The sequence below is a fragment of the Bacillus sp. JJ1521 genome (assembly GCF_036965165.1).
Lineage (GTDB): Bacteria > Bacillota > Bacilli > Bacillales > Bacillaceae_L > Ferdinandcohnia.
The window spans coordinates 1-24088 of sequence record NZ_JBALOX010000143.1 but is presented as its reverse complement, the minus strand read 5'-3'; the positions used below and the strand labels follow the sequence as shown (position 1 = coordinate 24088).

Below are 24088 nucleotides of genomic sequence, written 5' to 3'. Positions count from 1 at the left end.
CTACGAATATGGAAGTAGGTGAGTCCAATCGATGTTATTGAAACACGGGTGAGAGGGTTTATTACAGATATTCAGCACCCTAAACAAAAAAAGAAGATTAATATAAATGAGTTAGAGCTTCAGTTGCGAAGGATAATCGACGATTATTTTGAAATGGACGGGTATGCTCTATTTTATTCTGCGATTCAAAACCTACAAGCTGAAGAACAATTGACTCCAATTCAAAATAAACAATACAACGGAAGGTCACCGGCACTTCCACTATTTTTTTGGGTAAATATAAAGGTTCAGGAGGATCAATGGGATCGTCTTGAGATGATGAAGATAAGTGATACATTTGATTTTTCCTTTTATGAACGTCATCCGGAATGGCAGACGAAAGAGGAATGGGCACGAATCCAGAAGCTATACCATTTTCTTCACTCCAGTCAGGAACGGGAAATCGTGTCAGTTGAAGAAAGAAGCCTTCAGCTCTTTGGCCATGAAAAATTCTTGCTAGATAGTGAAAGCTTTCCTGAAGGAAGTGGCTTTTTAACTAGAATAGGAGTAGCAGAAGAACAGCTGAAAATGGTGCACTATGGTGAACCATTTGTGTTTTGGATGAAACAAGGGGTAGAAATGAACGATATTCAGAGAGTCCTGATTGTCGAAAATCTATCATTCTTTCATACCTCCATACAGTTATTGGAGGCAGAGAAATTAGATTATGAGCCTGAGTTGATTATTTATGGGGAAGGGACAAAGATTGAACGGAGCTTTTCTTTTTTCTTCCGAATGTTTCCGGCTAAAAACTATCTTTTCTATTACGCAGGAGATCTAGATGCTGCGGGATACGGTATTATGGTTAGACTGATTGAAAAATACCCAGATTGCAGTATTCAGCCCGCCTTAAAGATTTATCGCAAAATGCTTGAATGTGTGGATCAAAAGAATACGCAAAAGCGTGGAAAAGCACAAAATATCACCTACCGTGATTCCTTTTTTCAGTGGTTTACGGAGCCCGAGCAAGCAATACTTATGGATTTATGGCAGGAAAATATGCGTATCCCGCAAGAAGTCTTAACAATCGAAACATGGAGGAGATGGATGTGAACGAATCGTGGGAAGGGTTTGCCCAGCGCATGCAACGGTTAAATCCTCTGTTTGAGCTTGGGAGGGGAATGGAAGTGGGGGAGTTAAAGCCTCATATCCAAACGATTCTCATGCATGTACTAATCACCATCTTTTACCGAGAATTAAATGATGATGATAACAGACGTAAATTAGATATTAAGTATATGGTTGATGATTCAATCAAACAAATGAAACTATTAGCAGACGACAAGCAAATAGAACGGATTACAAGTGGACTTTTGTACCAGGGAAAAGAAGAATTTAGTCAACCGTTTGAAGCTCTATATTACGATGAAATTAGGCAATCGTGGGAGACTCAAGTCTTTCGCTATGTCACAATGGATGAATTATATACGAATTTAGAGATGGGTGGCCAGGTTGTATATAAATTGACCGATGTCGCTCAAGAAATGATTTTTATGAGCAGGGAAATGGCTGAGGAATTTTCGATCACGATTGAACAGCTCTATAGTATTCAGTTAATCAAAAACGGTAACTTCAGAAAAGCTACTCGCAACCTCGATCACCTCATATCAAGGGTCAACCGCTTAATGGCAAACGAATTCTCCTTTCAAAAGGAAATGATCAACAATCCAAAAATTTTATTGATTGAAGAGGAATGGCAAAGGGCTGACAATCGTGTTGAGATTGAAAAGCAATTTGAAGAAGAAAAAAATCACTTTCGGACCATCACGAGCATGATTGAAAAATCGAAACGAACCAATGATGAAGATGATTATATCCAAAAGGAATTGATTCTTCTTCAAGAAAAAATTGGTCATACGAGGCAGTTACATGATCGATTTGCCAAGCTTGTGATCCAAAATATTTCATATGAGATGAAATTAAAGGTAGAGAACCCATCATTGTTTTGGGAAAATAGTTTGGTTTCATTTCGCGAACATTTTTATGAGGATTGGATAATGAAAGAAGGAGTTACTTCTTTTACAACCGTTGAACAGATACTGTCACCATTATTTTCACCGAAAAATGAATTTATTTTGCCCCTTGATTGGATTTGGGGAGAACAAGAATTTGATGGAATTGAATCAGATGATGAATTAATTGAAGATGAGGAAGAAGAAAATGTGACTCCGAAGCGGGTAACTGACTGGGATTCGGTTATTTCGGCATGGAGTTACGTGTTTCAATATTTACAAACATATGGAGAGTTTTCGTTAACTGATTTAAAGGACCTGCCACTTGAAGTACAGGATTTATGGTTTGAAGAGTCAGAAACGATTGATTTATGGATGATGTTTGATAAAAAACCGCTAAAGGTTCAAGTGCTTTATCGTAAGGAAGAAACGTTAAGTGATGAGAGGGAAATTCTTCTTTATAAATTAATGAAGGAATATCCTCAATTTCAAGTGTTTGAAGGATTGAAGATCTATACAAAGTTTGATCATCATGCCGAGCCTTTCCAATGGTATCAAATGAAAATTACCCCATTTAAAATCTGTGTAGAGGAGGGGAAGTAAATGGATGCAGAAATCGTCAAAAAGGCGTCCGCTGTCTATTTTAAATTATTAAAAGAGAAGGTTATTGATGAAAACAGTGAGCACTTCCAAACATATTTTGAGCCAGAAGTAAGACAGACCGTTCTCTTATTAGCAGACGAATCTGGTACCTATATCATTGAAGCACCGAAACGCATTCAGTTAGTGGTCCAGCCTACCGGTTCAGTGTTTGCAACAAATTTCACCCATATGAAAGACAAGCACAAGCAAATTGAAACGAAAAAACACTTTCATTTGATTAGTATTGTGATTATGTCATTTTTGGCAACAATTGACCGCAACCAGGCTGCTAAAATTCGTACAAAACGAGAAGGAATTAGCTTCTATGCATTAGAGCGGCAAGTGAATGATCTAATCGTGAATTGGGAGAGCATTCTAAAATCTAAGCCTGCATTCGGAGAAGAAGAACGAATTGATATGAAGGAAGTTGTGACCACATGGAAGTACATGGAGGTCGACACCGAGAATTACGGGCTAAAAAAGGGAAATCGTCGAACAAGAATCGGGTTAATTGCAAGTAGCATGCGCTTATTAGAAACAGAGGGGCTAATCGTCATTCTGGATCGTGATGATATACCAAAGGTGTTTCCAAAGAGTGAGATATTCGAGCGAATTGAATACTTGTATCACGATTACGATCGGTATGAAGTATTTAAGAAATTGATGACAACAGAGGAGGATGAGCATGCCGAAAATCTTTTCGATTAGAATTGCCGGCCTGAAATATGATGGCATGCAAAAACAATATAAAGATACCACCTTCAATTTTCATAATGATGAGACCTCAACAAATGGTTTGATTGCGATGATGAATGGCGGCGGAAAAGGTGTGTTCCTGCAAACGATTTTCCAAATACTTAAGCCCGGAACCTCGTGGGGAAAACAAAACAATCGTTATTATCAACAATTCTTCTTTAATAATAAAGAGCAATTTATTCCTTATACCTTTCATGTCGCCATTCAATGGGAATTGGACGGTGCCGATCATCGTCATTTGATTACAGGTGGAATGTTCTCAGCCGAACAGCGAATCTCAATGAACGATGAAAGTGGTAATGAAAATAAAACACTGGAACAAGAAGCGAAAATATTGCCTGATATTACTTTTTATACAAGGGAATTTGACAGGAAAGAGGAAGCCGCCCTTGATCATATTCCACTTTATGAAAATGATGAGCTAGCCGAAACGGATAGCCTGAAGGATTATTTAATGTGGAATGGATATGACGTCTACCGGGACACGAAGAAGCATTACCGCATCCTTGATACATACGGAATTAACCGTAAGGATTGGGATATTATGAAGGAAATCAATAAGGATGAAGGCGGGGTTGGAAAATACTTTGAGGGAGCTGAGGATGATCATTCCCTGTTTCAGAAAAGAATTATTCCGACTGTAAGTCAAGTTTTGCATCGTACCGAGCATCAAAAAAACGATCTAGTGGAAATTTTTAAGAGCCAGGCTAGTATTGCGAAGGATCTTCCTGTTCTTTTAAAAAGAGAGCAAGCCCATAAAGAGTTTTTAGAAGACATTGTCCCATTTGAAGAGCACATTGCAATTGGAGTCGAACATAAAGAAATTGCTAGTGAAAGTATCAAGATAGGTAGACAACTACTTGGTGCGTTGGAGCATGTAAAACAAACTGAAGAGGAAACCCAGCTTACATTAGCGAAAGAGACCGAAAACTTAACCATTAGGCAAGAAGAGTTGCGCTTTCAAAAGGATAATTTAGAGTATGCCAAAGCTCACAGAGAAGTCATGGATTGGGAAGAGAAATTAGATGTAGAAAAAGAGAAGCACACTTCCCTCCAGGAAATCGTAAATGAGAAACAGGAGCTAAAGGAACAACTGATTTTTCAGCTCTTATTAAAAGAGTGGAGTGAAAATGAACAAAGCATTCGTGCCCTGTCACAGCAAATCATGAAATTGGAACAAAACAGTGGATTAGAGCAAGTGAATCAACGAATGGAAGAAATCAAACAGGAAGCTCTAAAGCAATGGGAATCCTCCTATCAATCACTCCAAGAAGCTGTAAAACAGTATGTCGGGTACCAAAAGTTCTTAACTAAAAAGGAAAAAGAACTTTCTCGACAGGATAAGAAACAGACACAGGAATTAGCGAAGCTTAGTACGGAAATCGATTTCCTTTATACACAGATGCATAACTTTGAGTCTAAGGAAGCTGAGCTTATCCAAGAATTTGGTGACCGTCTAACGTATGACTTTCAGGGCTTGCTGGGTCACATTTCTAAACAAATCGAAGACAAAAAGGCTAGATTAGAAGACTTGGAGGCAAAAGAGAAAGAATCGAATGAAACACAAAATCGTCTTGCCACTACACATGGTACGCTTGTCCAATCGATTTCATTTTCTGAAGAAAAATGTGACGCACTAAAGGCATCAAAAGAAGAACAAGACCATAAAGAAGCAAAACTAGTAGATAAGCTTTATGGATTAATAGATGAAATCACGACACCATTTACACATTCGCTATTATCGAAATATGCCATTCAAATAGAAGGATTACTTGACGAGAACCGAAAGCAAGCTGAACAAATTAAAAAAGAACTATGGGAAACACAAATCGACCATTCATTAAATGATGAACCCTTCTGGATTCCGAATAAAGATGTGAAAGAATTAAAGGAATGGATTGATGAAAAGACTGGTATTGATGTGTTTTACGGAACTCAATATCTACAATCCTTAACGAAAGAGGAGATGGAAAGCTTTGCTCTAACGTATCCGCTCCTTCCTTATGGGTTGGTCGTAAGTGGCCAGCAATGGCAAAAAATTAATACACAGGTCCTTTCAGGAAGAATGTTTAAAAGCCCTGTTCCAATTTTTCTACGTGAAGAGATGAAAAGCGAAAAACAACACTTATCGTTTGCAGTCATTAACGGGACAGAGCAAGAGCTATTAACAGATAAAAATCAGTTTACCAAATGGAAAATTCAAATCGCCAAACAAATTGAAGACAAGAAAGACACCCTTGGTGAAATGGAAAAGACAGAAGGATCACTACGTCGCATTTTACAAGAAATCGATCGATTTTTATCAGGGGAGCTTTCGAGTGATATAGAAAAAGCGCTCCAGCAAGAACAAAATGCTCTACTAACTAAGAAAACAAACTTACAGGAAGTCATCACAAAAGAAGCAAAGGAAAAAGAACTCCAGCTTCAGCTAAAGGAACAGCTAGAAAGGACAACTGGAAAGATTGAAAAGCTTAGAAAAGATGTGGAAGTATTAGAGGAGTTTGAAAATGAAAAATCTCTCTATCAAGAAAATAAACGGGTGAAAATAGAGAAAGAAAAACAAAAGGAAGCCTTAAATCTTGAGCAGCAAGAGCTAGGTGACAAGCAACAACAGATCGCCCAGCTACAAACCAAGTGGAACCAAACATATGTAGAATGGAAGCTTACAACCGAACAAACGATTAAAGAGATCGCCACCTTTATTAGTGAAGCGGTGTTTCCAGCTGATGAGAAAGCGGATGAATGCGAAGAGGTACCACGCTTATCACCACATTTGCTAGAAGATCTAAAAGGTAATATAGAAGAGCTTAAACAACTCCAGAAATCAAAAGAAGAACAGGCTCATGAATTACTCGTTATTCAAGCGACCAGAGAAGCCGAACAAAAGCAGCAAATGAAACTGGAGAAAAAACTAAATAGCCAGAATGAGGAATGGAAACACGCTCCAGAACCGGATGAACCATTAAGTATATTGGAAAATATGATGCAAACTGCCCAAAAGGATGCAAGGACAGCGGAAAAAACAGAGCGGGAACAAGGGACTGCTGTAACAGTAGCAGAAACATCCTTAAAGCACGCCAAAGAGCAACGTGTCAAAGCAGGAAAAAAGGTCAAAAAGTATGATAAACAGCCTGAAGAATGGGAAGATCTTGATTTAGAAGTTAAGGAAATTGAAATCAAGGATCAAACGAAAGTGACAATTGAGGAAATCAATAAGGCCCTGAAACGTCAAAAAGATACAGAAACGCTAATTGCGGGTTATGAAGGAGATCTGTTAACTCTGTCTGTTATCCTAAAAGAAGAGGCGGCCGTCTTCACGGATCAAGATGTGGAAAAAATCAGGACTCAAGGAAAAACCTGCATCTTATCCTGGTGTGAAGAACATCAAGCCATTCAAGAAGAAGGGCAGGAAAAGCATGCAAAAATCGACCAATCCTTAAGAAACTTAAAGCTTACTATTGAAGGAAAGGATTGGGAAATACGTTTTAAAAACGAAGTGTTAACAACACTCGACCATTTGGATACAAGGCATTATGCCCATATTCAAAGCATCGTGAAAAACATGAAACGTTTTTCGCAAAGTGGATTAGAGCAACTAGAACGCGACAAAGAACGTGCTGAAAAGGCCCAAAACTTTTGGGCTAGCCGTGCCAGCATGAAAGTGATGAGCATTTCAGAGGCGATTCGTTCGATGATCGCGAAAATGAAACTAAAAAATGAACGAGGAACTTTTCCACTCGTCCAGTTAAATGATGACATTTTACCTAAAAAGGCGGACGAGATTGAGCCACTTCTGAAGCAGCACTTTGTCGCAGCCATTAACAAAATTACAAAGAAATTTGATATTATCGATGACAATAATCGTGCGTTAGACCAAGAAATAAAGGAGCTTATAAGTGATGAGCAAATTTTATTTGTCTCACTTCGAAATCGATTCCCCGAGCTTCTTGTCTATAATATGCGAACAGATAATGCCTTTATGTACGGGAAACCACAAAAGGAGCATTATTCAACCTGGCAAACTATTAATCAAGGTTCTAGAACGAAATCTGATGGTAGCGGAGGACAAAAATTGTCAGCCAGAATGGTGATGATGATGATGTTATTATCTGTGAAAAGTGAAACAGACCAAAGCTGGGTGCCGTTGGTCTGTGATAATCCGTTTGGACAAGCGGCATCGGCACACGTCCTAGACCCAATCTTCGCCGTTGCTGAAAAACTAAAGTTCCAGTTCATCGTCGTTACTCCGCCAGAACTGGTGAAGACGGAAATCAGCCAACGATTTGACGCCTATTATAAATTAGACTTCATTCGTGAAAAAGGAAAAGAAATTGTTTCGGATACGATTGTTCCAGCATTTAGGATTTATCAATAAGTGGGACAGAGGGCACTTCTGGTGCCAGACTCCTTATTAGGTGTGGTGTAGCACTACTGCGGGGAAAGGCCCATTTTTTTATAAGCTAGAATCTAATCTATTAAAGGGTCAATCCTCCGCCAGCGGGGGAAAGGCCCTTTTTTCTTAATATTTATTTTTGTAGATTGGAACTGTCTCTCTGACCCTCGATTGTTTCGATGAATTTTTCAATGGTTGGTGTTAAGAAAGTATCCGCTCTTCTGACGAAAACTGTTTTTATCTTACTATATTGCTCTGGGAGCTTATGAAATTGAATGAGTCCGTTCCTTTTTAGTTGGCTAACCTCTGACTTCGGAACGAAGGCGATGCCAAGTCCCATAACCGTACTGCGCAAGATGGTTTCTAATGTACCGAATTCCATGATTTTTTTTGGAGCTAGGTTTTGGTCTTTATACCATTCCGCTAGGCGAGCCCGGTATCCACAGCCCTTGCTAAAACATAAAATAGGTTCTTCGGTTAACTCTTCAAGAGTGGAAATACGATTATCGGAAATGAGAATGAGTTCTTCCTGAAACACTTCATAAGACACAAGGTCAGGATGGGGGTCTGTTTCGGTAATAAAGGCGCCATCCAGCCGATGATGTAGTACATCCTCCACTAATGTGTTTGTTACCCCTGTAAATATAGATAAATCCACATCTTTATATTTTTTTACATAGCTTGATAGGATTTTAGGCAAATGAATGACGGTTTCGACTGTCCCAATTTCTAATTTTCCTGATGGTTCCTGGTTGGTTTGAACAGCCTGTTTCATTTCCTCCTTTAAGGATAATATTTTTTGACTATAGGTTAATAGTTTTTTTCCTTCAGGCGTTAGGCTCATCCCTCGTCGATGTCGGTTAAACAATGGTGTGTTCATTTCAACTTCTAGCTTCCGAATTCGTGAAGTAATATTTGATTGTACGTATTTTAAGTCTTTTGCCGCCTCTGTAATGGTTCCCTTTTCCGCAACCAACTGGAATATTTCTAAGTCTTTAAATTCCACTGTGAATCCTCCCCTGATGAAATGATTACTATTATGATATCACGAAAAATGATAGTAATTAATCATTATTATTCATTTTACAAGATATCAAAAAGGGGAGATAATCGAATTTGTTAGTTATTTAATGGTGGAGGCATGAGGGAATTGAGAAATAATGTATTATGGGGTGCGTTTTTGTGTTTTATTGCTGCGGTTTCTTGGGGAGCGATGTTTCCTGTAGCACATGCGGCCTTTACGCATATTGATCCTTTTTATTTTACAATCATTCGTTATGGTGCTGTAACGATTATTTTGGTTGCGATGCTATTCTGGAAAGAAGGAAAACAAGCGTTTCGATTTGAAGGGAAAGGCTTGCCATTATGGTTCTTTGGGACAATGGCCTTTACAGTTTATAATCTATTTATCTTCTGGGGAGAGGATTTATTGGGTGAACCAGGAGTAATGGTTGCATCTATTAACGAGTCATTAATGCCGATGATTTCGATTGTGATCGTCTGGCTGTTTTTTAAAAAACGTCCTCATTCATTCACTTTACTATGTGTAATCGTGTCTTTGATCGGTGCGGTATTCGTGATTACAAAAGGTGATATACAATCCTTTTTAAGTGCTACTGATAATTTGATTCCATCTATTCTAATCTTCGTTGCAGTTGTTGGATGGGTGATTTACACGATGGGAGGAAGTGAGTTCAGCGGTTGGTCAGTATTACGGTATTCAACATTAAGCTGCTTGCTTGGAACGATAACAGCAGGCGTGTTTGTAGCAGGGGCGACGCTGTTTGGATATGTATCAATCCCAACAGAAGAAGTGATCATGGCAACAGGTCCGCATTTACTGTTTATGATTATCTTTCCTGGACTTATTGCACTGCTCGGCTGGAACGTAGGTGTGAGCATTTTATCGCCAATCAATGCCCTTCTGTTTATAAATTTCGTTCCCGTTACTACTCTATTAGTTTCGATTTATCAAGGCTATGATGTGACAATGTTTGATATTCTAGGAACGGTCTTGATTATCCTTTCGCTAGTGGCGAATAATCTGTTTGTCAGATGGCAAAAGAAAGAATACAAGCAGCCGATTGCGCAAACGGAATTGCGGGAACGGGCATCCTAATGAAACCTTCTATTAAAATATGAAAGAGAGCCGTTACTGTTGTGATGGCTTCTTTTTTGTCTTAATATGACGCGATGTCATATTTTTGTTGACAAGTGACAAGGTGTCATATATTATTTATTTTGTGATATGACGAAATGTCATATGCTGAATATCATTTGCAGAAGTAGTAAATAATGAGCGGTAATAGAAAAGAGACTTGGTTAGAAAGAGGATTCAAAATGAGTACAGTCACAATGCATAAAAGAACGAATAATATTAAAAAAATATCACGGGCAATAGCGGTTATGATTGGGGCATTTATAACAGCCTACGGGCTAGAGGCGATCTTGATTCCAAACAATGTCTCAGATGGCGGTGTGACAGGCCTTAGTATCGTTGGTTCGGAATTAATGGGGATCCCTCTAGGACTTCTTATTGCTGTTCTAAATATCCCATTCATATTTTTAGGCTATAAACAAATAGGGAAAAGCTTTGCCATTTATTCAGTTATCGGGATTGCTTCATTAGCATATGGGACAAGCATTATGCACCATATTCCAACTATTATTCAAGGAGATACACTGTTAGTAACCGTTGTTGGTGGAATTATCATTGGTTTCGGTATGGGTGTGGCATTACGAAATGGCGGGGCATTAGATGGAATTGATATGTTAGCCGTCTTACTTTCACGAAAATTACCTTTTGGAACAAGTGACCTGATTTTATTCTTAAACTTATTTGTTTTTATTGTGGTTTCAACCGTTTTTGGATTACAAGGGGCTTTCTTATCGGGAATAGCTTATTTTATTGCATCTAAGGTGATTCATACGGTCGAAGAAGGATTAAGTGGTTCTAAAACCTATAAAATTATAACAAGTCAACCTGAATTAATGGTAGAAACCATACGGGATCGCTTAGGTCGAAGTGCAACGTATAATCTAGTTGAAGGAGGTTATACGAATGAAAAGTTTAAAGAAATTACGTGTATTATTAACCGTTTAGAGGACAGTAAAATGAAAGAGATTATATATGAAATTGACAAACAGGCCTTTGTGGCTGTCTATGATGTAGCAGAAGTTAAGGGAGGCAACTTTAAGAAAAGGGATATTCATTAAAAAGTTTTTAGGTCCAAAAGTAAGAAGCAACGCAAATGCCGCGTTGCTTCTTTTATGTGATGAGCCACCGTTGAACGATCTACATCATTTTTTCAGTTGCTGATCCACTATTTCTCCGATAACGGGGAGCTTAAACCATTTCCCTTGGTAGGCTTGATACATTAAGATAATCCATAGTATCAAAGAAAGTGGTGACGCAATAAACGCAATTATCCAGCCAATAAATGGAATGAAGGATAAAACCTGAGTAATAATAAAAATAGCAACGAATACAAAGATGGATTGTAGTGCATGAAATCGAACAAATCGACTTTCTTTTTCAATCATAAAAAAGACGATTCCAGTAATTGGTCCTAATACATAACTAAGCAATCCGGCCACGTTTTCGGTAAGTCCTGATGATGTTTTGTTTTGATTTTGTTGCTCTCCTTTTTTGTTGTCTTCACTCATTTCTCTCACACCTAACCACGATTTTATAAGACATCTTTATATTGATACTGTAATGACTTATATAATATTCGAAGGAATTGTATTATTGTTACATTTTGTATAATCCAGAGTTCATGTAAAAAACACTCCTTATTATATAAGAAGTGTTTTTGAAAAGGCACGAGGGACCTGTCCCTCTGACCCGTTATAGAAACATTTTTTCGAGTTCTAGTGGTTCGATGTATTCGCCGTCTTTGTATGCGCGCATGTTTCCGCCAGAGATTTCATCGATCAGAACAATTTGTCTGTTCTCGCCAGTACGTCCGAATTCGAATTTGATATCATAGAGTTCGATACCCTTTTTCGCAAGTTCATCCTTGACGATGCCTGCGATCTGTTGAGTTAGGCTTTTTAATACTTGATATTCTTCCTTAGACAAGATGCCAAGCATGTCCAAAGCGTCTTCACTGATTGGAGGATCTTCACGACCGTCATCTTTTAAGGTCACTTCAACAAAAGCATCCAAGGCTTGTTCTTCTTCGGCATATAAGCCATATCGGCGCAAGAAACTACCTACAGCGCGATATCTGCAAATGACTTCAAGTCCTTTGCCAAATACTTCAGCCGGTTTTACTGTCATGGTTGCATTTTCGATATCAGAGTCAAGATAGTGAGTTGGAATTCCTTTTTCGTTTAAAATTTCGAAGAAGTATTTTGTTAATTTCAATCCAGCACGTCCAGCACCTTCAATGGTTAACCCAACTGTATTTGCACCTGGATCAAAAACACCATCAACGCCTGTTACATCGTCTTTAAATTGAAGTAGATAATTTCCATCCTGCAATTCATAGACATCTTTTGTTTTACCTGTGTAAGTTAGCTTCATGTTAATCCTCCTACGCGAAATTTAACAACATAATAATCATAAATATAAAATGATGATTGCACAAGAGTGAATAACGAATATTTTTTAAAAATTACATATGAATGTTAAGGTTTTGAATGAATTTGAGGGCTGAATGATAAAAAAAATAAACTTTCCGTGAAGTTAAAGCGAACAGAGGTCTGGGTGAGTAATTAAAAAGCAAAAAATCACTCGCAACAAGTGAGTGATCTTTTGCTAATACTTATAGATAATCTTTTCTTAATTCTTCAGGTGATTTTGGTGAAATATAGCTTGGCGCTACATCAAATACCGTTTTTGCACCAAATTGCTTTTCCTGGCTTAGGCGGTATGCAGCTCTTGCATATGCAACTAATACAGCCGATGTAAACTCAGGGTTGCTGTCTAGTTTTAACGAGAATTCGTAAATTTGTGTTGTGTCTTCACTCGTTTGTCCACCACGAATGACAAACCCGCCATGAGGTGCTTTTGAGTGGTCACGATTTAATTCCTCTTCAGAAATAAAGTTCACTTCTGTATCATAATCTGCGAAGTAGTTTGGCATTGTTTTAATTTCATTTTCAATAGCTGCTTTGTCTGCGCCTTCTTCTGCAACAATATAGCAGACGCGACGGTGTTTTTCAGCTGTTGTTAGTTCAGGATTTGAACCACTGCGAACTTTATCCATTGCATCCTCTGAAGGAATGGTATATTGAACACCGTTTTTAACACCTTCCACACGTCTCACTGCATCAGAGTGACCTTGGCTTAGGCCTTTGCCCCAGAATGTATAATTTTCACCATTTGGTAAGATTGCATCGGCCATTACACGGTTGATTGAGAATAAACCTGGATCCCAACCTACTGAGATGATAGCTGTTGTATTTTTTGCAGCTTCGTTGACAGCTTGGTAAAATTCAGGAATCTTTGCGTGTGTATCGAAACTATCTACCGTATTGAACATGCTTGCAAGGTGTGGAGTTTGTTCAGGCAGATCTGTTGCAGATCCTCCACAAAGCAGCATAACATCAATTTTACCTTGATAATCACTTGCATTTGCAATATGTTCAGCTTTTACATTTGCATCCACAAGCTTTAGGCTTTCAGGATCTCTTCTTGTAAAAACTGCTACTAATTCCATGTCAGGAGATTGTTTAATAGCCTTAATTGCACCTTTTCCAAGATTACCGTAACCTACGATACCTAGTCTAATTTTGTTGCTCATATACATTTCTCCTTTACCTCAATTACTCTCAAAAAAATTCTGTAAAGCACAGTACCTCATCGAAAGGTCACTTTTTTCTTAATTTTTTTGATAATACTTATAATAATTGAATCGACCTTAATATGCCAATTATTTTCTTTTGGAATTCTTGTTTTTTTTCTTAAGAACATCTTGAAAATTTTGATAGCATCCATTTTATTTGCTAGTTATACTTAATATAAATGAAATGTTTTTATCTCTTAAAAAGGAGCTATCGAAATGATTAAATGTGTTTGTAAAATCAAACTGAAGCCGGAAACAAATATTGAGGAATATTTAACACTAGCTAGAAAAGTAGTGACAGAAACCCGGAAAGAAAAAGGATGCATCACGTATACACTTAATCAAGATATCAATGATCCAACTATCATTTCAATGCTTGAGGAATGGGAAGATGAAGAGGCTTTAAAACAACATGATAAAAGTAAGCATGTGGTAGAAATTGTACCAGAGCTAAGAAAGTTTCGGGAAAGTACAGAACTTAACATTTATAAGGAACTGATCTAATATCTTTATAAATAATGAAACTGTTTAAAAACAAAAACACCTTCACATATGTAAAGGTGTTTTTTGATATGGATTTTTTAAAAGTTTTTTGATATTTCTTCTTGCATTTTTTGCAGGAATTTACTTTGAGGATCTTCGATTGTTTCTGGAATGTCCGATGAAAAACCGACAATGGTAATAATCCCGATTAACTCATTAATATAATTTAGAATAGGTATAGCGACTGATGACACCTCAGATATCAATGGTTCCTTAGCAAAAGCAATTCTTTCTTTCCGGATGGTCTTGATTTCAGTTGGATCATCAATGATGGTAGATTTGTAGTTTTCTTTCCAATTCTTTGTCTTATGTTCCTCAGCAAACAGATTAAAAATTTTCCCTGCTGCAGAATTTGGAGGAAGCAGCGTTCCTATCTCGGCACCGATATTTAAGATTTGATTAGAGCGGGTGATTTTTGCAATCACAGGTCCATTAAAGGTTGGTACAGAAAAAAGTGCCGTATTGTTTGTATGTTCACTAATCGATTGTAAATAAGGAGAAAGAATCGCAAGGATATCTTGACTTCCCATGGCTAACATCCCATATTGAATTAATTTTGAACCTAAGTGATACAATCCACTATTCTGATCCCGAAAAATTAAGCCGTCTTGGACGAGCGTATTGATATATTTATATAAATTGCTTTTTGTTATGTTTGTCTCTTCTTGTATTTCTGGAATCGAGAGCGGTCTCCTCGCTTTTGCAATTACATCTATAATTGAAATTCCAATGCTTAATGATTGAATCGTATCTCTACTTTTTTTCGTTTCCATTTATATTCTCCTTATTTTCAGTAAAATTAAATAATTTAAACATTGACTTTATAAAAAATTCTGACATATAATTATTATATATAGTATAACTAATTATCACAATAGTGGAATTAAATTTTTGAGGTAGGTGATTTTACCGTAAAATATGCGGCTCCATTAACAATATTACTAGTGTGGAAATATTCATAAAAAAATTTAAACAAAAGGGAGAATACAATGAAACTTATTACTTTTACAACAGGCGGTTTTTCAAGAATTGGGGCAATGACTGACGACGAGAAAATCATTGATCTAAACTATGCATATCAAGCTCAATTACAAGTTGAAGGAAAATATAGGTATAAGGAAATTGCAGAGGCATTTGTTCCATCTCAAATGGAAGCGTTTTTACAAGGTGGTAAAGAAAGTATTGAAATCGCAAGGAAAGCAGTTAATTATGCACTAGAGAATCCAGATACATATAAGCATCAGCTTGTTTTTAATAAGGAAGACGTTAGAATCGAAGCGCCGTTAACAAAGCCGGGGAAAATATTTGCGGTTGGACACAACTACCGTGAACATATTTTAGAGATGGGGCGTCAGATTCCAACGCATCCGGTTCTTTTTGCAAAGTTTGCAAATGCGATTATTGGTCCTGAGGATAATATTCCATTTCATCCGATTTCGGAACAATTAGATTATGAAGCGGAATTTGCGTTTGTCATCGGAAAACGCGCTAAGAATGTTTCAGAAGAAGATGCACTTAGTTATGTTGCAGGATATTCAGTTGCGAATGATGTGACATATCGTGATATTCAACGCCGCACATTACAATGGCTTCAAGGTAAAACAGTAGATGGTAGTTTACCACTTGGTCCATGGTTAGTTACAGCGGATGAAATCAACGATCCGCAAACTTTAGAAATGGTTTTAACCGTAAACGGCGAAGAACGTCAACGTACAAACACAGCGAACCAAGTGTTCACAGTGAAGCGTTTAGTCTCCTTTTTATCAGAGTTAGTAACTTTAGAGCCTGGTGATATTGTGATTACTGGAACTCCTGGTGGGGTCATTCAAGCAATGGAGCCGCAAGTGTGGTTGAAGGACGGCGATGTTGTGCGCGTCGAAATCGAGCAAGTCGGTGTGTTAGAAAATACGGTAAGAAAAACGCGGGAGGAGTAGGATCATGACGCAAAAATTTATTACTTCTGTAAATGGATCGATTGATAGAATCATAGAAAAAGTAAATGGCCTATCTGAAGAAACAATTCGTTGGCAACCGACAAAAGATGAATGGTCGATTATGCAAATTATCGCCCATATTATTGAAGCGTTACCTTATTGGGTTGAAGAAATTGAACAGCTTGTAGAAACACCAGGCAAAGCATGGGGCAGAAACCATCTGCATGAGGGGCGTTTGGTAGCGGTGAAGCCTGAAACAGTGGATGCAATTTCTGTAATTGAAATGGTTAAGGAGCTTGAAAATGTCAAACAAACCGTTCAAGCAGGAATTGAAGATCTAACAGAGGAGCAACTCTCTGCAGAAGCGACAAGTGTAAATCCAAACTTCGGAACGAAACCGCTGTCATTTATTATTGAGCATTTAATCGACGGACATGTGAACAAGCATGAAGGTCAGATTGCGCGTAATCTTTCAAAGTTAAGCAGTAAAAGTTCAAATTAAATAAAAAACGAGGAGTGGGTTTAGAATGGCTGAAAAAGCAAGCTACCTTAAAGATCAAGATGTCAAGGATTTTACAAAGGACATTCAGCAGTACAATCTTGGACCATTATGGGAAGCGATTCCAGAAGTAATGAACAAGACTCCAGAACCTCATGCACAAGCGCACCTTTGGACAGGAGAATTGCTAGAAAAGAAATTAATGGAGGCTGCTGAAATTTTCACACCTGAACGTGGTGGGGAACGTCGCGCCATCTATTTTCAAAACCCTGGTTTAACTTATCGTCAGCCATGGGGGCATGTTTCAACGACTCAAACTTTATATGCTGCCGTTCAGCTTCTTTTACCTGGAGAGCAAGCGCCATCTCATCGTCATACACAAAGTGCGCTTCGTTTTATTACTGAAGGAGAAGGCGCTTATACGATTGTTCAGGGGGAACGCATCTTTATGGAAGAAGGGGATTTCCTCATCACGCCAAAAAATCTATGGCATGGTCATGGGCATCTTGGAAAGAAACGAATGATTTGGATGGATGCTTTGGATATTCCGACGATATACAATCTTGGTGGTACTTTCTTTGAGCCATATGCAGATGGTTTGCAACAACCTAATGTTCCTGACAACTTCTCTGAAAAACGATATAGAGGCGGAATGGTTCGTCCTGTTGGTGATGAAAAATTTGATGTTGCACCACTAGCAAACTATAAATGGAGTCGGACCGTTGATGCGATTAAGGGGCTAATGGAATTTGATCCAAATCCTAACCATGGCTTTGCGGTGGACTATATTAATCCAACTACTGGAAAGTCAGCAAATCCAACAATGGGTACACGGATGCAGTTCCTGCCAAAAGGATTCAACACGAAATCACTTCGTCATACACACTCAACTATTTATCATGCATACAAAGGATCAGGATATACAATTATTAATGGCGTCCGCTTTGACTGGAAAGCAGGCGATTATTTCGTTGTGCCAAACTGGGCGTGGTATGAACATGTTTCTGCGGAGGATTCTTACCTATTCTCAGTTAACGACCTTCCAATTATGGACCGCTTTGAATTGGAACGAGAAGAACAATATGAGAAAAACAATGGACATCAGACAGTTACTGGAGAATTCAAGCCGGATTTTAGATAGAAGACTTTTTAATGGGGAAATAACCTAGTGTTGTTTCCCTTTAATTTCACAAGTTAGGAGAGGATAAAAATGACAAACAGCAAACAAAATCCTATTATCATCGTGGGTGGGGGAATTGGCGGGTTGGCAGCGGCACTGGGATTAGCGCAAGCCGATAAATATGTAAAAGTATTAGAACAAGCGCCCCAATTTGGGGAAGTTGGTGCTGGAATTCAGTTGGCTGCAAATGCCACGAATGTATTACAAAAACTAGGGGTTATGGATGAAATTAGTGAAAATGCCGTTTTTCCAAAACGTTTAGTCTTAATGGATGCGTATACAGGTGAAGAATTATCCGCACTAGATCTTGGTCAAGTGTATCAAGAAAGATATGGTGCACCTTATATTGTATTGCATCGGACAGATCTACATAAGGCTCTACTTGAAGCATGTGAAAAGCATGCAAAGATTGAACTTGTTACAAATCAAGAAATCATAACGGCGGCAGATAATGGAGATTCTGTGGAAGTATTTACTGCTGCTGGAAAAACCTTTTCAGGTTCAGCCGTAATTGGTGCAGATGGTATTTGGTCGAAGACTCGCAAACTATTTGTTGATGATCAGCCAGTATGTTCTGAATATGTGGCATATCGTGGTGCTATCCCAATGGAGGAAGTGGCAAATGCAAATGTTGGAGACCCGGAAGATGTATATATGTTTATCGGACCCAATATGCATGTTGTTCAATATCCAGTCAGACGTGGTGAGCTATATAACCAAGTCGTTGTGTTTAAAAGTAGCCAGTACAGGAAAGAAATTGAGCATACGGACCAGTGGGGAACCCCGGAAGAAATGGACGAGTTTTTTAAGGATAAATGTGACAGAGTAAGGACGGCTATTTCATACATCTCAAGACAAAGAAGATGGCCGATGTATGACCGCAATCCAATTGAAAACTGGACACAAGGGAATATTACCTTGATGGGGGATGCTGCCCATCCGATGCTACAATACCTGGCACAAGGGGCTTGTCAAGCATTAGAGGATGCTGGGTATTTAGCGGACATGGTAAGAAAACATGGCGATAATTTTAGCCAAGCATTTGTAGAATACCAAAAAGAACGTCTCCCGCGCGCTAACTATGTCCAAACAAGTGCGAGAAACTGGGGTGAAATTATCCATACAACCAACCCTATCACAAAATTACTCCGCGATAAGATTCTGGAAAATCGCACAGACAAGGATTTCAAATATGTTGATCAGTTCCATGGTTATAAGAAAGTTCTTGAAGAGGTAAACTAAAAGATTGATATCCTAGGATAGCAGGAGATTTCTACCAGGGTTGATTTTCGAGTACAAAATAATAAATAACAACCCAACTAGTAGTCCAATTAGTAGTAGAATTGGACTGCTTGTTTTTTATGTAATAATATCAACATGTACAATCTACTTTAATTAACTATCCATAGTCTAAGAAGGATTATGGTTTGTTTTTGTTGAAGATATTCAACGTAAGTATTTTATCTCATAGGATCATAATGGGATTTTTATTTTAATGGAGCTGATAATATGAAACGGTCTATTCTTTTAGCAGGAATTGTCTTAACTCTAAGCTTCTTATCTGCATGTTCAGATGATGAATATAATAAGGAATCATTAACATTGGAATACGAATCTCAAATTGAAGAGAAAAATGTTGAGATTAGTAAGTTAAAAGAAGAACTGAGACTTATGAATGACGAATTGGAGCAAGAAAAGAAGAACCGAGNNGCTAATACCGAATTCGATAAATTAAGAAGTGAGTTTAATGTTGAGCTTGAAGTTATCGATGGTAAGATATATTTTGATCAACTTAGTGAATCTATAGAAATTTATTTTCCAACAGAAATTGCTGGATTTTCGATGTATTTTAATTTTTATAATCCACAGCCTGATTCGACTGAGGTCGGTTATTTTCTTTATGGTTATGACCAATATGGTAGTGAACGAAAGTATGATATCCATTTTCGTTTTGGTAAGAATGACGAATTTATTTATGTAGCTACGGAATAGGTGTATTAGCAAGTAAAACAGTGAAGATTATAGTAATCAAAGTACATGGTACTATTGCTGAACAAATAAAGATGAAATAAGCAATTAAAGGAACAAGCTTCCTCGGTAAATTTACACATCTTGAGGAGTACAAAGATGTTTATAAGCAAACAGGCGAATTTTTAAAATCAAATTTATTGTAGATCGTTTTGAAACTTATGAAGTTAATGAACTGAACTATATTCTTAAATTACTTTAAGGTCAGGTAATGCTGTTTACAAATGAACCGACGGTGTGTCCTAAAAGCTATGCTTTTGAGACACACTTTTTTAATTGGACAGAATAAAACATTAACTTTAAACTATTAGGAACAATTAGCGATTTGTGCTATATAGAAGTGAGGAATAGACATGGACTTCAAAAAAATAACAAGTTACTGTTTATCAAAAAAAGGTGCGTACGAAGATTACCCATTTGGAAGTGATATTTTGGTGGTAAAACTTGCTTCAAAAATGTTTGCTCTCATTTCCGAACGAAATAATCAGTTAAATATCAGTTTGAAATGTAATCCCATTCTAGCCGAAAATCTCAGGGAACAATATCCTTGCATTATTCCTGGGTATCATTTAAATAAAACTCACTGGAATACGGTATTAATAGATGGTTCTCTCACCGAATTGGAATTGTTTAAATTGATTGACCACTCATATGATCTTATTTACAAAGGGCTTAAGAAAATAGAAAAGGATACAATCCAAGGTGAAATCCAAAGGTAGTTTTATCTATAGGAAATGATCCCCGCTAGGCATCGCCGTGAATATCTTGGCAGGTCAAAATATTGGAGCAAACCAATGGGACAATAGTTTATTTAAAAACAATGCTAATGAGTTTTCTGGGCATTGTTTTTATTTTGGTAAATTGGACAACTTTATGTCGAAATTGGTGGTTATTTTACATAGGCTTTCAACATAAGAATAGCTTGAAAGGGCGAAATTTTATATTCCGTACTGTTCATTATAGACTTGCCAAGGTTAAAGGGGGTGAAGAGCATGTGGATCATTCCTGAATATGAAGTGATTAATACAGCAGCTGAGGTGACAATGTATTCCTACATCCGTGAATAGTGAAACAACTAAAAAAGTCGAATTGAAGGGAAGGAAGCAAAATTCGAATCAGGGTATTAGGCGTAGCAGCGGGAGGAGGTTTTCCACAATGGAATTGTGCATGCCCTAATTGCCGCGGTGTTCGCGATGGGGATGATGCATTGAAACCTTTGCTACAATCCTCCCTTGCCATTAGTGCAAATGAAAAGGAATGGTATCTTATCAATGCTGGCCCGGATGTAAGTAGACAGATTGAAACCTTTTCTGCACTTCATGCGGGTCCTGGAATTAGGGAAACACCACTAGCTGGTGTAATTTTAACCGATGCAGAGCTTGATCACTCAATCGGTTTATTGTCGTTAAGAGAAGGTTCCCATTTAACGATTTATGGTACGGAAACGGTTAGAAAATGTTTACACACCTCATTTCCTGTCATTCCGATGTTAAAAAACTACTGTTCTTGGGAATGGAGGTCGCTGAGTTCCGATGTAAAGGAACGAATTGGGGATGCAATCCTGATTGAAACTGTTCCTGTATCAAGAAAACCACCGCTTTATGCGCAGTCGGGTAACGATTACTCGGAAGATATTTGGGAGGTTGGTTTACTTTTACAAATTGAAAAGTCTGGAAAATGTGTGGCGTATTTTCCAACTTTGGATACGATGACTCCGGAAATTGAGTCTGCTTTACATAAAGCAGATATTTTGTTAGTGGATGGAACGTTTTGGTCTGAGGATGAATTGGTTTCGTTAGGAGCGACAAAGCGAAATGCAAGAGACATGGGGCACCTGCCAATTAGCGGTCCGTCAGGCATGATTGAGAAATTAGCTTCATTTTCTGCAGAGCGAAAAATTTTGATCCACATTAACAACAGCAATCCAATCTTGAAAAAAGGCTCAAAGGAAGCGGAAATCTTAAAACAACATGGTATTGAGATTGCCTATGAAGGAATGGAATTGGAGGTTTGATTATGCCACAACAAGGAGGGGTAGCAAGGGTATCTCTTGGAAAAACGTGGTCCCGGGAGGATTTTAAAGAAAAATTAATAGATGTCGGGCGCTCTTCTTATCATGACAAACACCCCTTTCATGTAGCGATGCACGAAGGAACATTAAGTAGGGAGCAAATCCGAGGATGGGTAGCCAACCGGTATTATTACCAGAAGTCTGTTCCAATTAAGGATGCAGTAATTTTATCCAAACTTCCAACAAGGGAGTTCAGACGTGAATGGATTCAGCGCATTATTGATCATGACGGTAACGATGAGCAAGAGGGCGGAATTGAGGCTTGGTTAAGGCTTGGAGAAGTAGTGGGGTTATCTCGCGAAGAGGTATTGAGTGAGGAACATGTAGTACCTGCTGTTCGTTTTTCAGTTGATGCTTATGTAAATTTCGCGAAAGAAAAGCCGTGGCTTGAGGCAGTTGCTTCTTCATTAACAGAACTGTTTTCACCGATTTTGATTTCAGAGCGGATTAAAATTCTTGAACGATTATATCCGTGGATTGACCGTTCCGGACTAGGGTATTTTCGAAATCGATTAACACAGGCACCGCGTGATACAGAATTTGCTTTAAACGTAGTTTTGGATTACTGCAAGACATTAGAAGCGCAACAGCTTGCGGTGGAGGCATTACAGTTTAAATGTGATGTCCTTTGGGCACAGCTCGATGCGATTGAAAAGGCATTTCCTAACTAAGTAAAAGATTGGTGGTGGGTATTTTTGACTAGCAGCTTACCAAAACTCGCACAAAAGGGGCGGCTAAAATTTGATAAGGTAAGAGAAAAGCATCTCCTTTTGTTACCAGAAAAGGTGGTAGTTTTGAACGAAACTGCCGCATCGATTCTTGCTCTTTGTGACGGAAATGAATCCATTCACACCATCACCGAAAAAATGAGAAGTTCGCTAGAGTCGGAGAATAAACCTGATTTTGAAATCATGCAGGAGGATATCACGAGGTTTATTTTGAAAATGGTGGATGAAGGATGGGTGGTGATGCAAGATGCTCGAGTCAAAGAAACGTAAGGTGCAACCACCATTCTCGTTACTTGCCGAGTTAACGCATCGTTGTCCATTGCATTGCCCATATTGCTCAAACCCGATTGAAATAACATTAAAAGAAATGGAATTATCAACGAAGGATTGGAAGCGGGTATTATCAGAAGCAGCTGACCTTGGTGTCGTCGAGGTTCATTTTTCCGGAGGTGAGCCACTTTTACGGAAAGACCTTGTTGAGCTCATCGAACATGCAAACTCACTGGAAATGTACACAAATTTGATTACGAGTGGGATTGGATTAACAGAGGAAAAGGCTATGCGACTGAAGAAAGCTGGGTTAGCAAATGTTCAAATCAGCTTTCAAGCAGGGGAAGAAAAACTTTCTGATCGGATTGGCGGATTTAAGGCGTTCGAAAAGAAACAGAGTGCTGTTGAAGCGGTAAAACGTACCGGGATGCATTTGGCGGTGAATGTCGTGTTGCATCGGTTAAATATTGATACATTGGATGAGATTATTACGTTTGCTCATGAATTGGGAGCAGAACGCTTGGAATTAGCAAATACACAGTTTTATAATTGGGCATTATTGAACCGTGGGCAGCTCTTGCCGAGTAAAGAACAGATCGCGCGGGCAAGTGAGACTTTCGAGGCAGCGAGAGACCGTATCGGTAAAGAAATGGAAATCATATGGGTGATTCCGGATTATTATGAATCAACGCCTAAACCATGCATGGGCGGTTGGGGAGCAATCGCTTTAACTGTAGCTCCAAGTGGAGACGTCTTACCATGCCCAACAGCTGGGATGATTGATGAGATCACTTTTAAAAATGTAAGTGAGCAATCATTGAATAAAATTTGGTATGAATCAGATTCGTTTAATCGATTTCGCGGAGATGAATGGTTGCCAGAAACGTGCAGGTCTTGTGATATGTTGCATCAAGACGGCGGCGGGTGTCGGTGCCAAGCTTTTGCTCTTACTGGAGATGCAGGAGCAACAGATCCCGTTTGTTATAAGGCGCCAGATCATCCTATTGTTGAAAAAGCAGTGCAGGCCGCAAATAGTAATCTTGTTGAGGAAAAAGAACCGTTGATTTATCGAAAAATAAGGATGTGAATCAGATGCTATGGGCGGTTTTATTTAAAATTGCCTTTAGTATCTTTTTTTGAAAGTGTGATCACTTCATTGAAGGTATGGAGGAAAAAAATAAGTAAAGGATTCCGGTTAAATCCTCTTCATCGGGTTTATGAAAGCCCGAATGCAACCGCGCCGTCCCCGGAAAGTCCT

21 protein-coding genes are annotated in these 24088 nt (G+C 38.4%); 16 read left to right on the top strand and 5 right to left on the bottom strand.

Translation table 11 applies throughout. The features are described from left to right. The first annotated feature begins 18 nt into the window (after positions 1-18). Genes V7147_RS18520 through V7147_RS18505 form a run of 4 tightly spaced genes read left to right on the top strand, consistent with a single transcriptional unit; the run spans position 19 to position 7764 of the window. A complete protein-coding gene (locus tag V7147_RS18520) occupies positions 19-1092 on the top strand; it encodes a Wadjet anti-phage system protein JetD domain-containing protein (protein ID WP_335369312.1) in 1074 nt (357 codons plus the stop codon). Beyond that, positions 1083-2594: a hypothetical protein gene (locus V7147_RS18515; protein WP_335369311.1), complete on the top strand. Its 1512-nt coding sequence runs from the start codon at positions 1083-1085 to the stop codon at positions 2592-2594. Before V7147_RS18520 ends, V7147_RS18515 begins: the two co-directional genes overlap by 10 nt. Beyond that, complete coding sequence (locus V7147_RS18510) at positions 2595-3341, top strand: DUF6063 family protein (RefSeq protein WP_335369310.1); 747 nt, start codon at positions 2595-2597, stop codon at positions 3339-3341. Further along, entirely contained in the window at positions 3319-7764 is a 4446-nt protein-coding gene (locus tag V7147_RS18505) for a hypothetical protein (protein WP_335369309.1), read from the top strand. Before V7147_RS18510 ends, V7147_RS18505 begins: the two co-directional genes overlap by 23 nt. A 151-nt stretch (positions 7765-7915) precedes the next feature. On the opposite strand, the gene V7147_RS18500 is transcribed toward V7147_RS18505, so the two are convergent. After that, positions 7916-8788, bottom strand: coding sequence for a LysR family transcriptional regulator (locus V7147_RS18500; RefSeq protein WP_335369308.1), 873 nt, complete (start codon positions 8786-8788; stop codon positions 7916-7918). A gap of 144 nt (positions 8789-8932) precedes the next feature. On the opposite strand from V7147_RS18500, the gene V7147_RS18495 reads away from it, so the two are divergent. Further along, positions 8933-9901 (top strand): DMT family transporter, encoded by a 969-nt coding sequence (locus V7147_RS18495; RefSeq protein ID WP_335369307.1) that lies wholly within the window; start codon positions 8933-8935, stop codon positions 9899-9901. A gap of 236 nt (positions 9902-10137) precedes the next feature. Further along, on the top strand, positions 10138-10998 hold the full coding sequence (locus V7147_RS18490; protein ID WP_438824610.1) for a YitT family protein: 861 nt from the start codon (positions 10138-10140) through the stop codon (positions 10996-10998). An 84-nt stretch (positions 10999-11082) separates the two neighbouring features. On the opposite strand, the gene V7147_RS18485 is transcribed toward V7147_RS18490, so the two are convergent. The 3 genes from V7147_RS18485 to V7147_RS18475 all read right to left on the bottom strand — a co-directional run bounded on the left by V7147_RS18485 (position 11083) and on the right by V7147_RS18475 (position 13535). Beyond that, positions 11083-11448 (bottom strand): DUF4870 domain-containing protein, encoded by a 366-nt coding sequence (locus V7147_RS18485; protein WP_335369305.1) that lies wholly within the window; start codon positions 11446-11448, stop codon positions 11083-11085. A gap of 184 nt (positions 11449-11632) precedes the next feature. Further along, entirely contained in the window at positions 11633-12313 is a 681-nt protein-coding gene (locus V7147_RS18480; protein WP_335369304.1) for a phosphoribosylaminoimidazolesuccinocarboxamide synthase, read from the bottom strand. A 241-nt stretch (positions 12314-12554) separates the two neighbouring features. Continuing rightward, entirely contained in the window at positions 12555-13535 is a 981-nt protein-coding gene (locus V7147_RS18475; RefSeq protein WP_335369303.1) for a diaminopimelate dehydrogenase, read from the bottom strand. 258 nt (positions 13536-13793) lie between these two features. Here V7147_RS18475 and V7147_RS18470 point away from each other — a divergent pair, with 258 nt between their 5' ends. Continuing rightward, complete coding sequence (locus V7147_RS18470) at positions 13794-14081, top strand: putative quinol monooxygenase (protein ID WP_335369302.1); 288 nt, start codon at positions 13794-13796, stop codon at positions 14079-14081. Positions 14082-14158: 77 nt separating this feature from the next. Here the strand turns inward: V7147_RS18470 and V7147_RS18465 are convergent, their stop codons facing one another. Next, positions 14159-14893 carry an IclR family transcriptional regulator gene (locus V7147_RS18465; protein ID WP_335369301.1) on the bottom strand — a complete coding sequence of 245 codons (735 nt, stop codon included), beginning with the start codon at positions 14891-14893 and terminating at the stop codon, positions 14159-14161. Positions 14894-15109: 216 nt separating this feature from the next. Here V7147_RS18465 and V7147_RS18460 point away from each other — a divergent pair, with 216 nt between their 5' ends. From V7147_RS18460 to pqqE, 9 genes are all read left to right on the top strand, one after another. Then, positions 15110-16054 (top strand): fumarylacetoacetate hydrolase family protein, encoded by a 945-nt coding sequence (locus V7147_RS18460; RefSeq protein WP_335369300.1) that lies wholly within the window; start codon positions 15110-15112, stop codon positions 16052-16054. Between the two features lie 4 nt (positions 16055-16058). Beyond that, positions 16059-16556, top strand: coding sequence for a DinB family protein (locus tag V7147_RS18455; protein ID WP_335369299.1), 498 nt, complete (start codon positions 16059-16061; stop codon positions 16554-16556). Positions 16557-16581: 25 nt separating this feature from the next. Further along, positions 16582-17694, top strand: a complete 1113-nt coding sequence (locus V7147_RS18450) for a cupin domain-containing protein (RefSeq protein ID WP_335369298.1) — start codon at positions 16582-16584, stop codon at positions 17692-17694. Between the two features lie 69 nt (positions 17695-17763). Further along, on the top strand, positions 17764-18975 hold the full coding sequence (locus V7147_RS18445; RefSeq protein ID WP_335369297.1) for an FAD-dependent monooxygenase: 1212 nt from the start codon (positions 17764-17766) through the stop codon (positions 18973-18975). A gap of 1139 nt (positions 18976-20114) precedes the next feature. After that, the gene (locus tag V7147_RS18440; RefSeq protein ID WP_335369296.1) at positions 20115-20480 is read left to right on the top strand and encodes an MmcQ/YjbR family DNA-binding protein; all 366 of its coding nucleotides are present in this window, start codon (positions 20115-20117) and stop codon (positions 20478-20480) included. A gap of 389 nt (positions 20481-20869) precedes the next feature. Then, a complete protein-coding gene (gene pqqB / locus V7147_RS18435; RefSeq protein ID WP_335369329.1) occupies positions 20870-21775 on the top strand; it encodes a pyrroloquinoline quinone biosynthesis protein PqqB in 906 nt (301 codons plus the stop codon). Between the two features lie 2 nt (positions 21776-21777). Next, positions 21778-22503 carry a pyrroloquinoline-quinone synthase PqqC gene (gene pqqC / locus V7147_RS18430; RefSeq protein ID WP_335369295.1) on the top strand — a complete coding sequence of 242 codons (726 nt, stop codon included), beginning with the start codon at positions 21778-21780 and terminating at the stop codon, positions 22501-22503. 24 nt (positions 22504-22527) lie between these two features. Then, positions 22528-22830: a pyrroloquinoline quinone biosynthesis peptide chaperone PqqD gene (pqqD, locus tag V7147_RS18425; protein WP_335369294.1), complete on the top strand. Its 303-nt coding sequence runs from the start codon at positions 22528-22530 to the stop codon at positions 22828-22830. Next, complete coding sequence (pqqE, locus tag V7147_RS18420; protein ID WP_335369293.1) at positions 22808-23917, top strand: pyrroloquinoline quinone biosynthesis protein PqqE; 1110 nt, start codon at positions 22808-22810, stop codon at positions 23915-23917. Before pqqD ends, pqqE begins: the two co-directional genes overlap by 23 nt. The last annotated feature ends 171 nt before the right edge of the window (positions 23918-24088 follow it).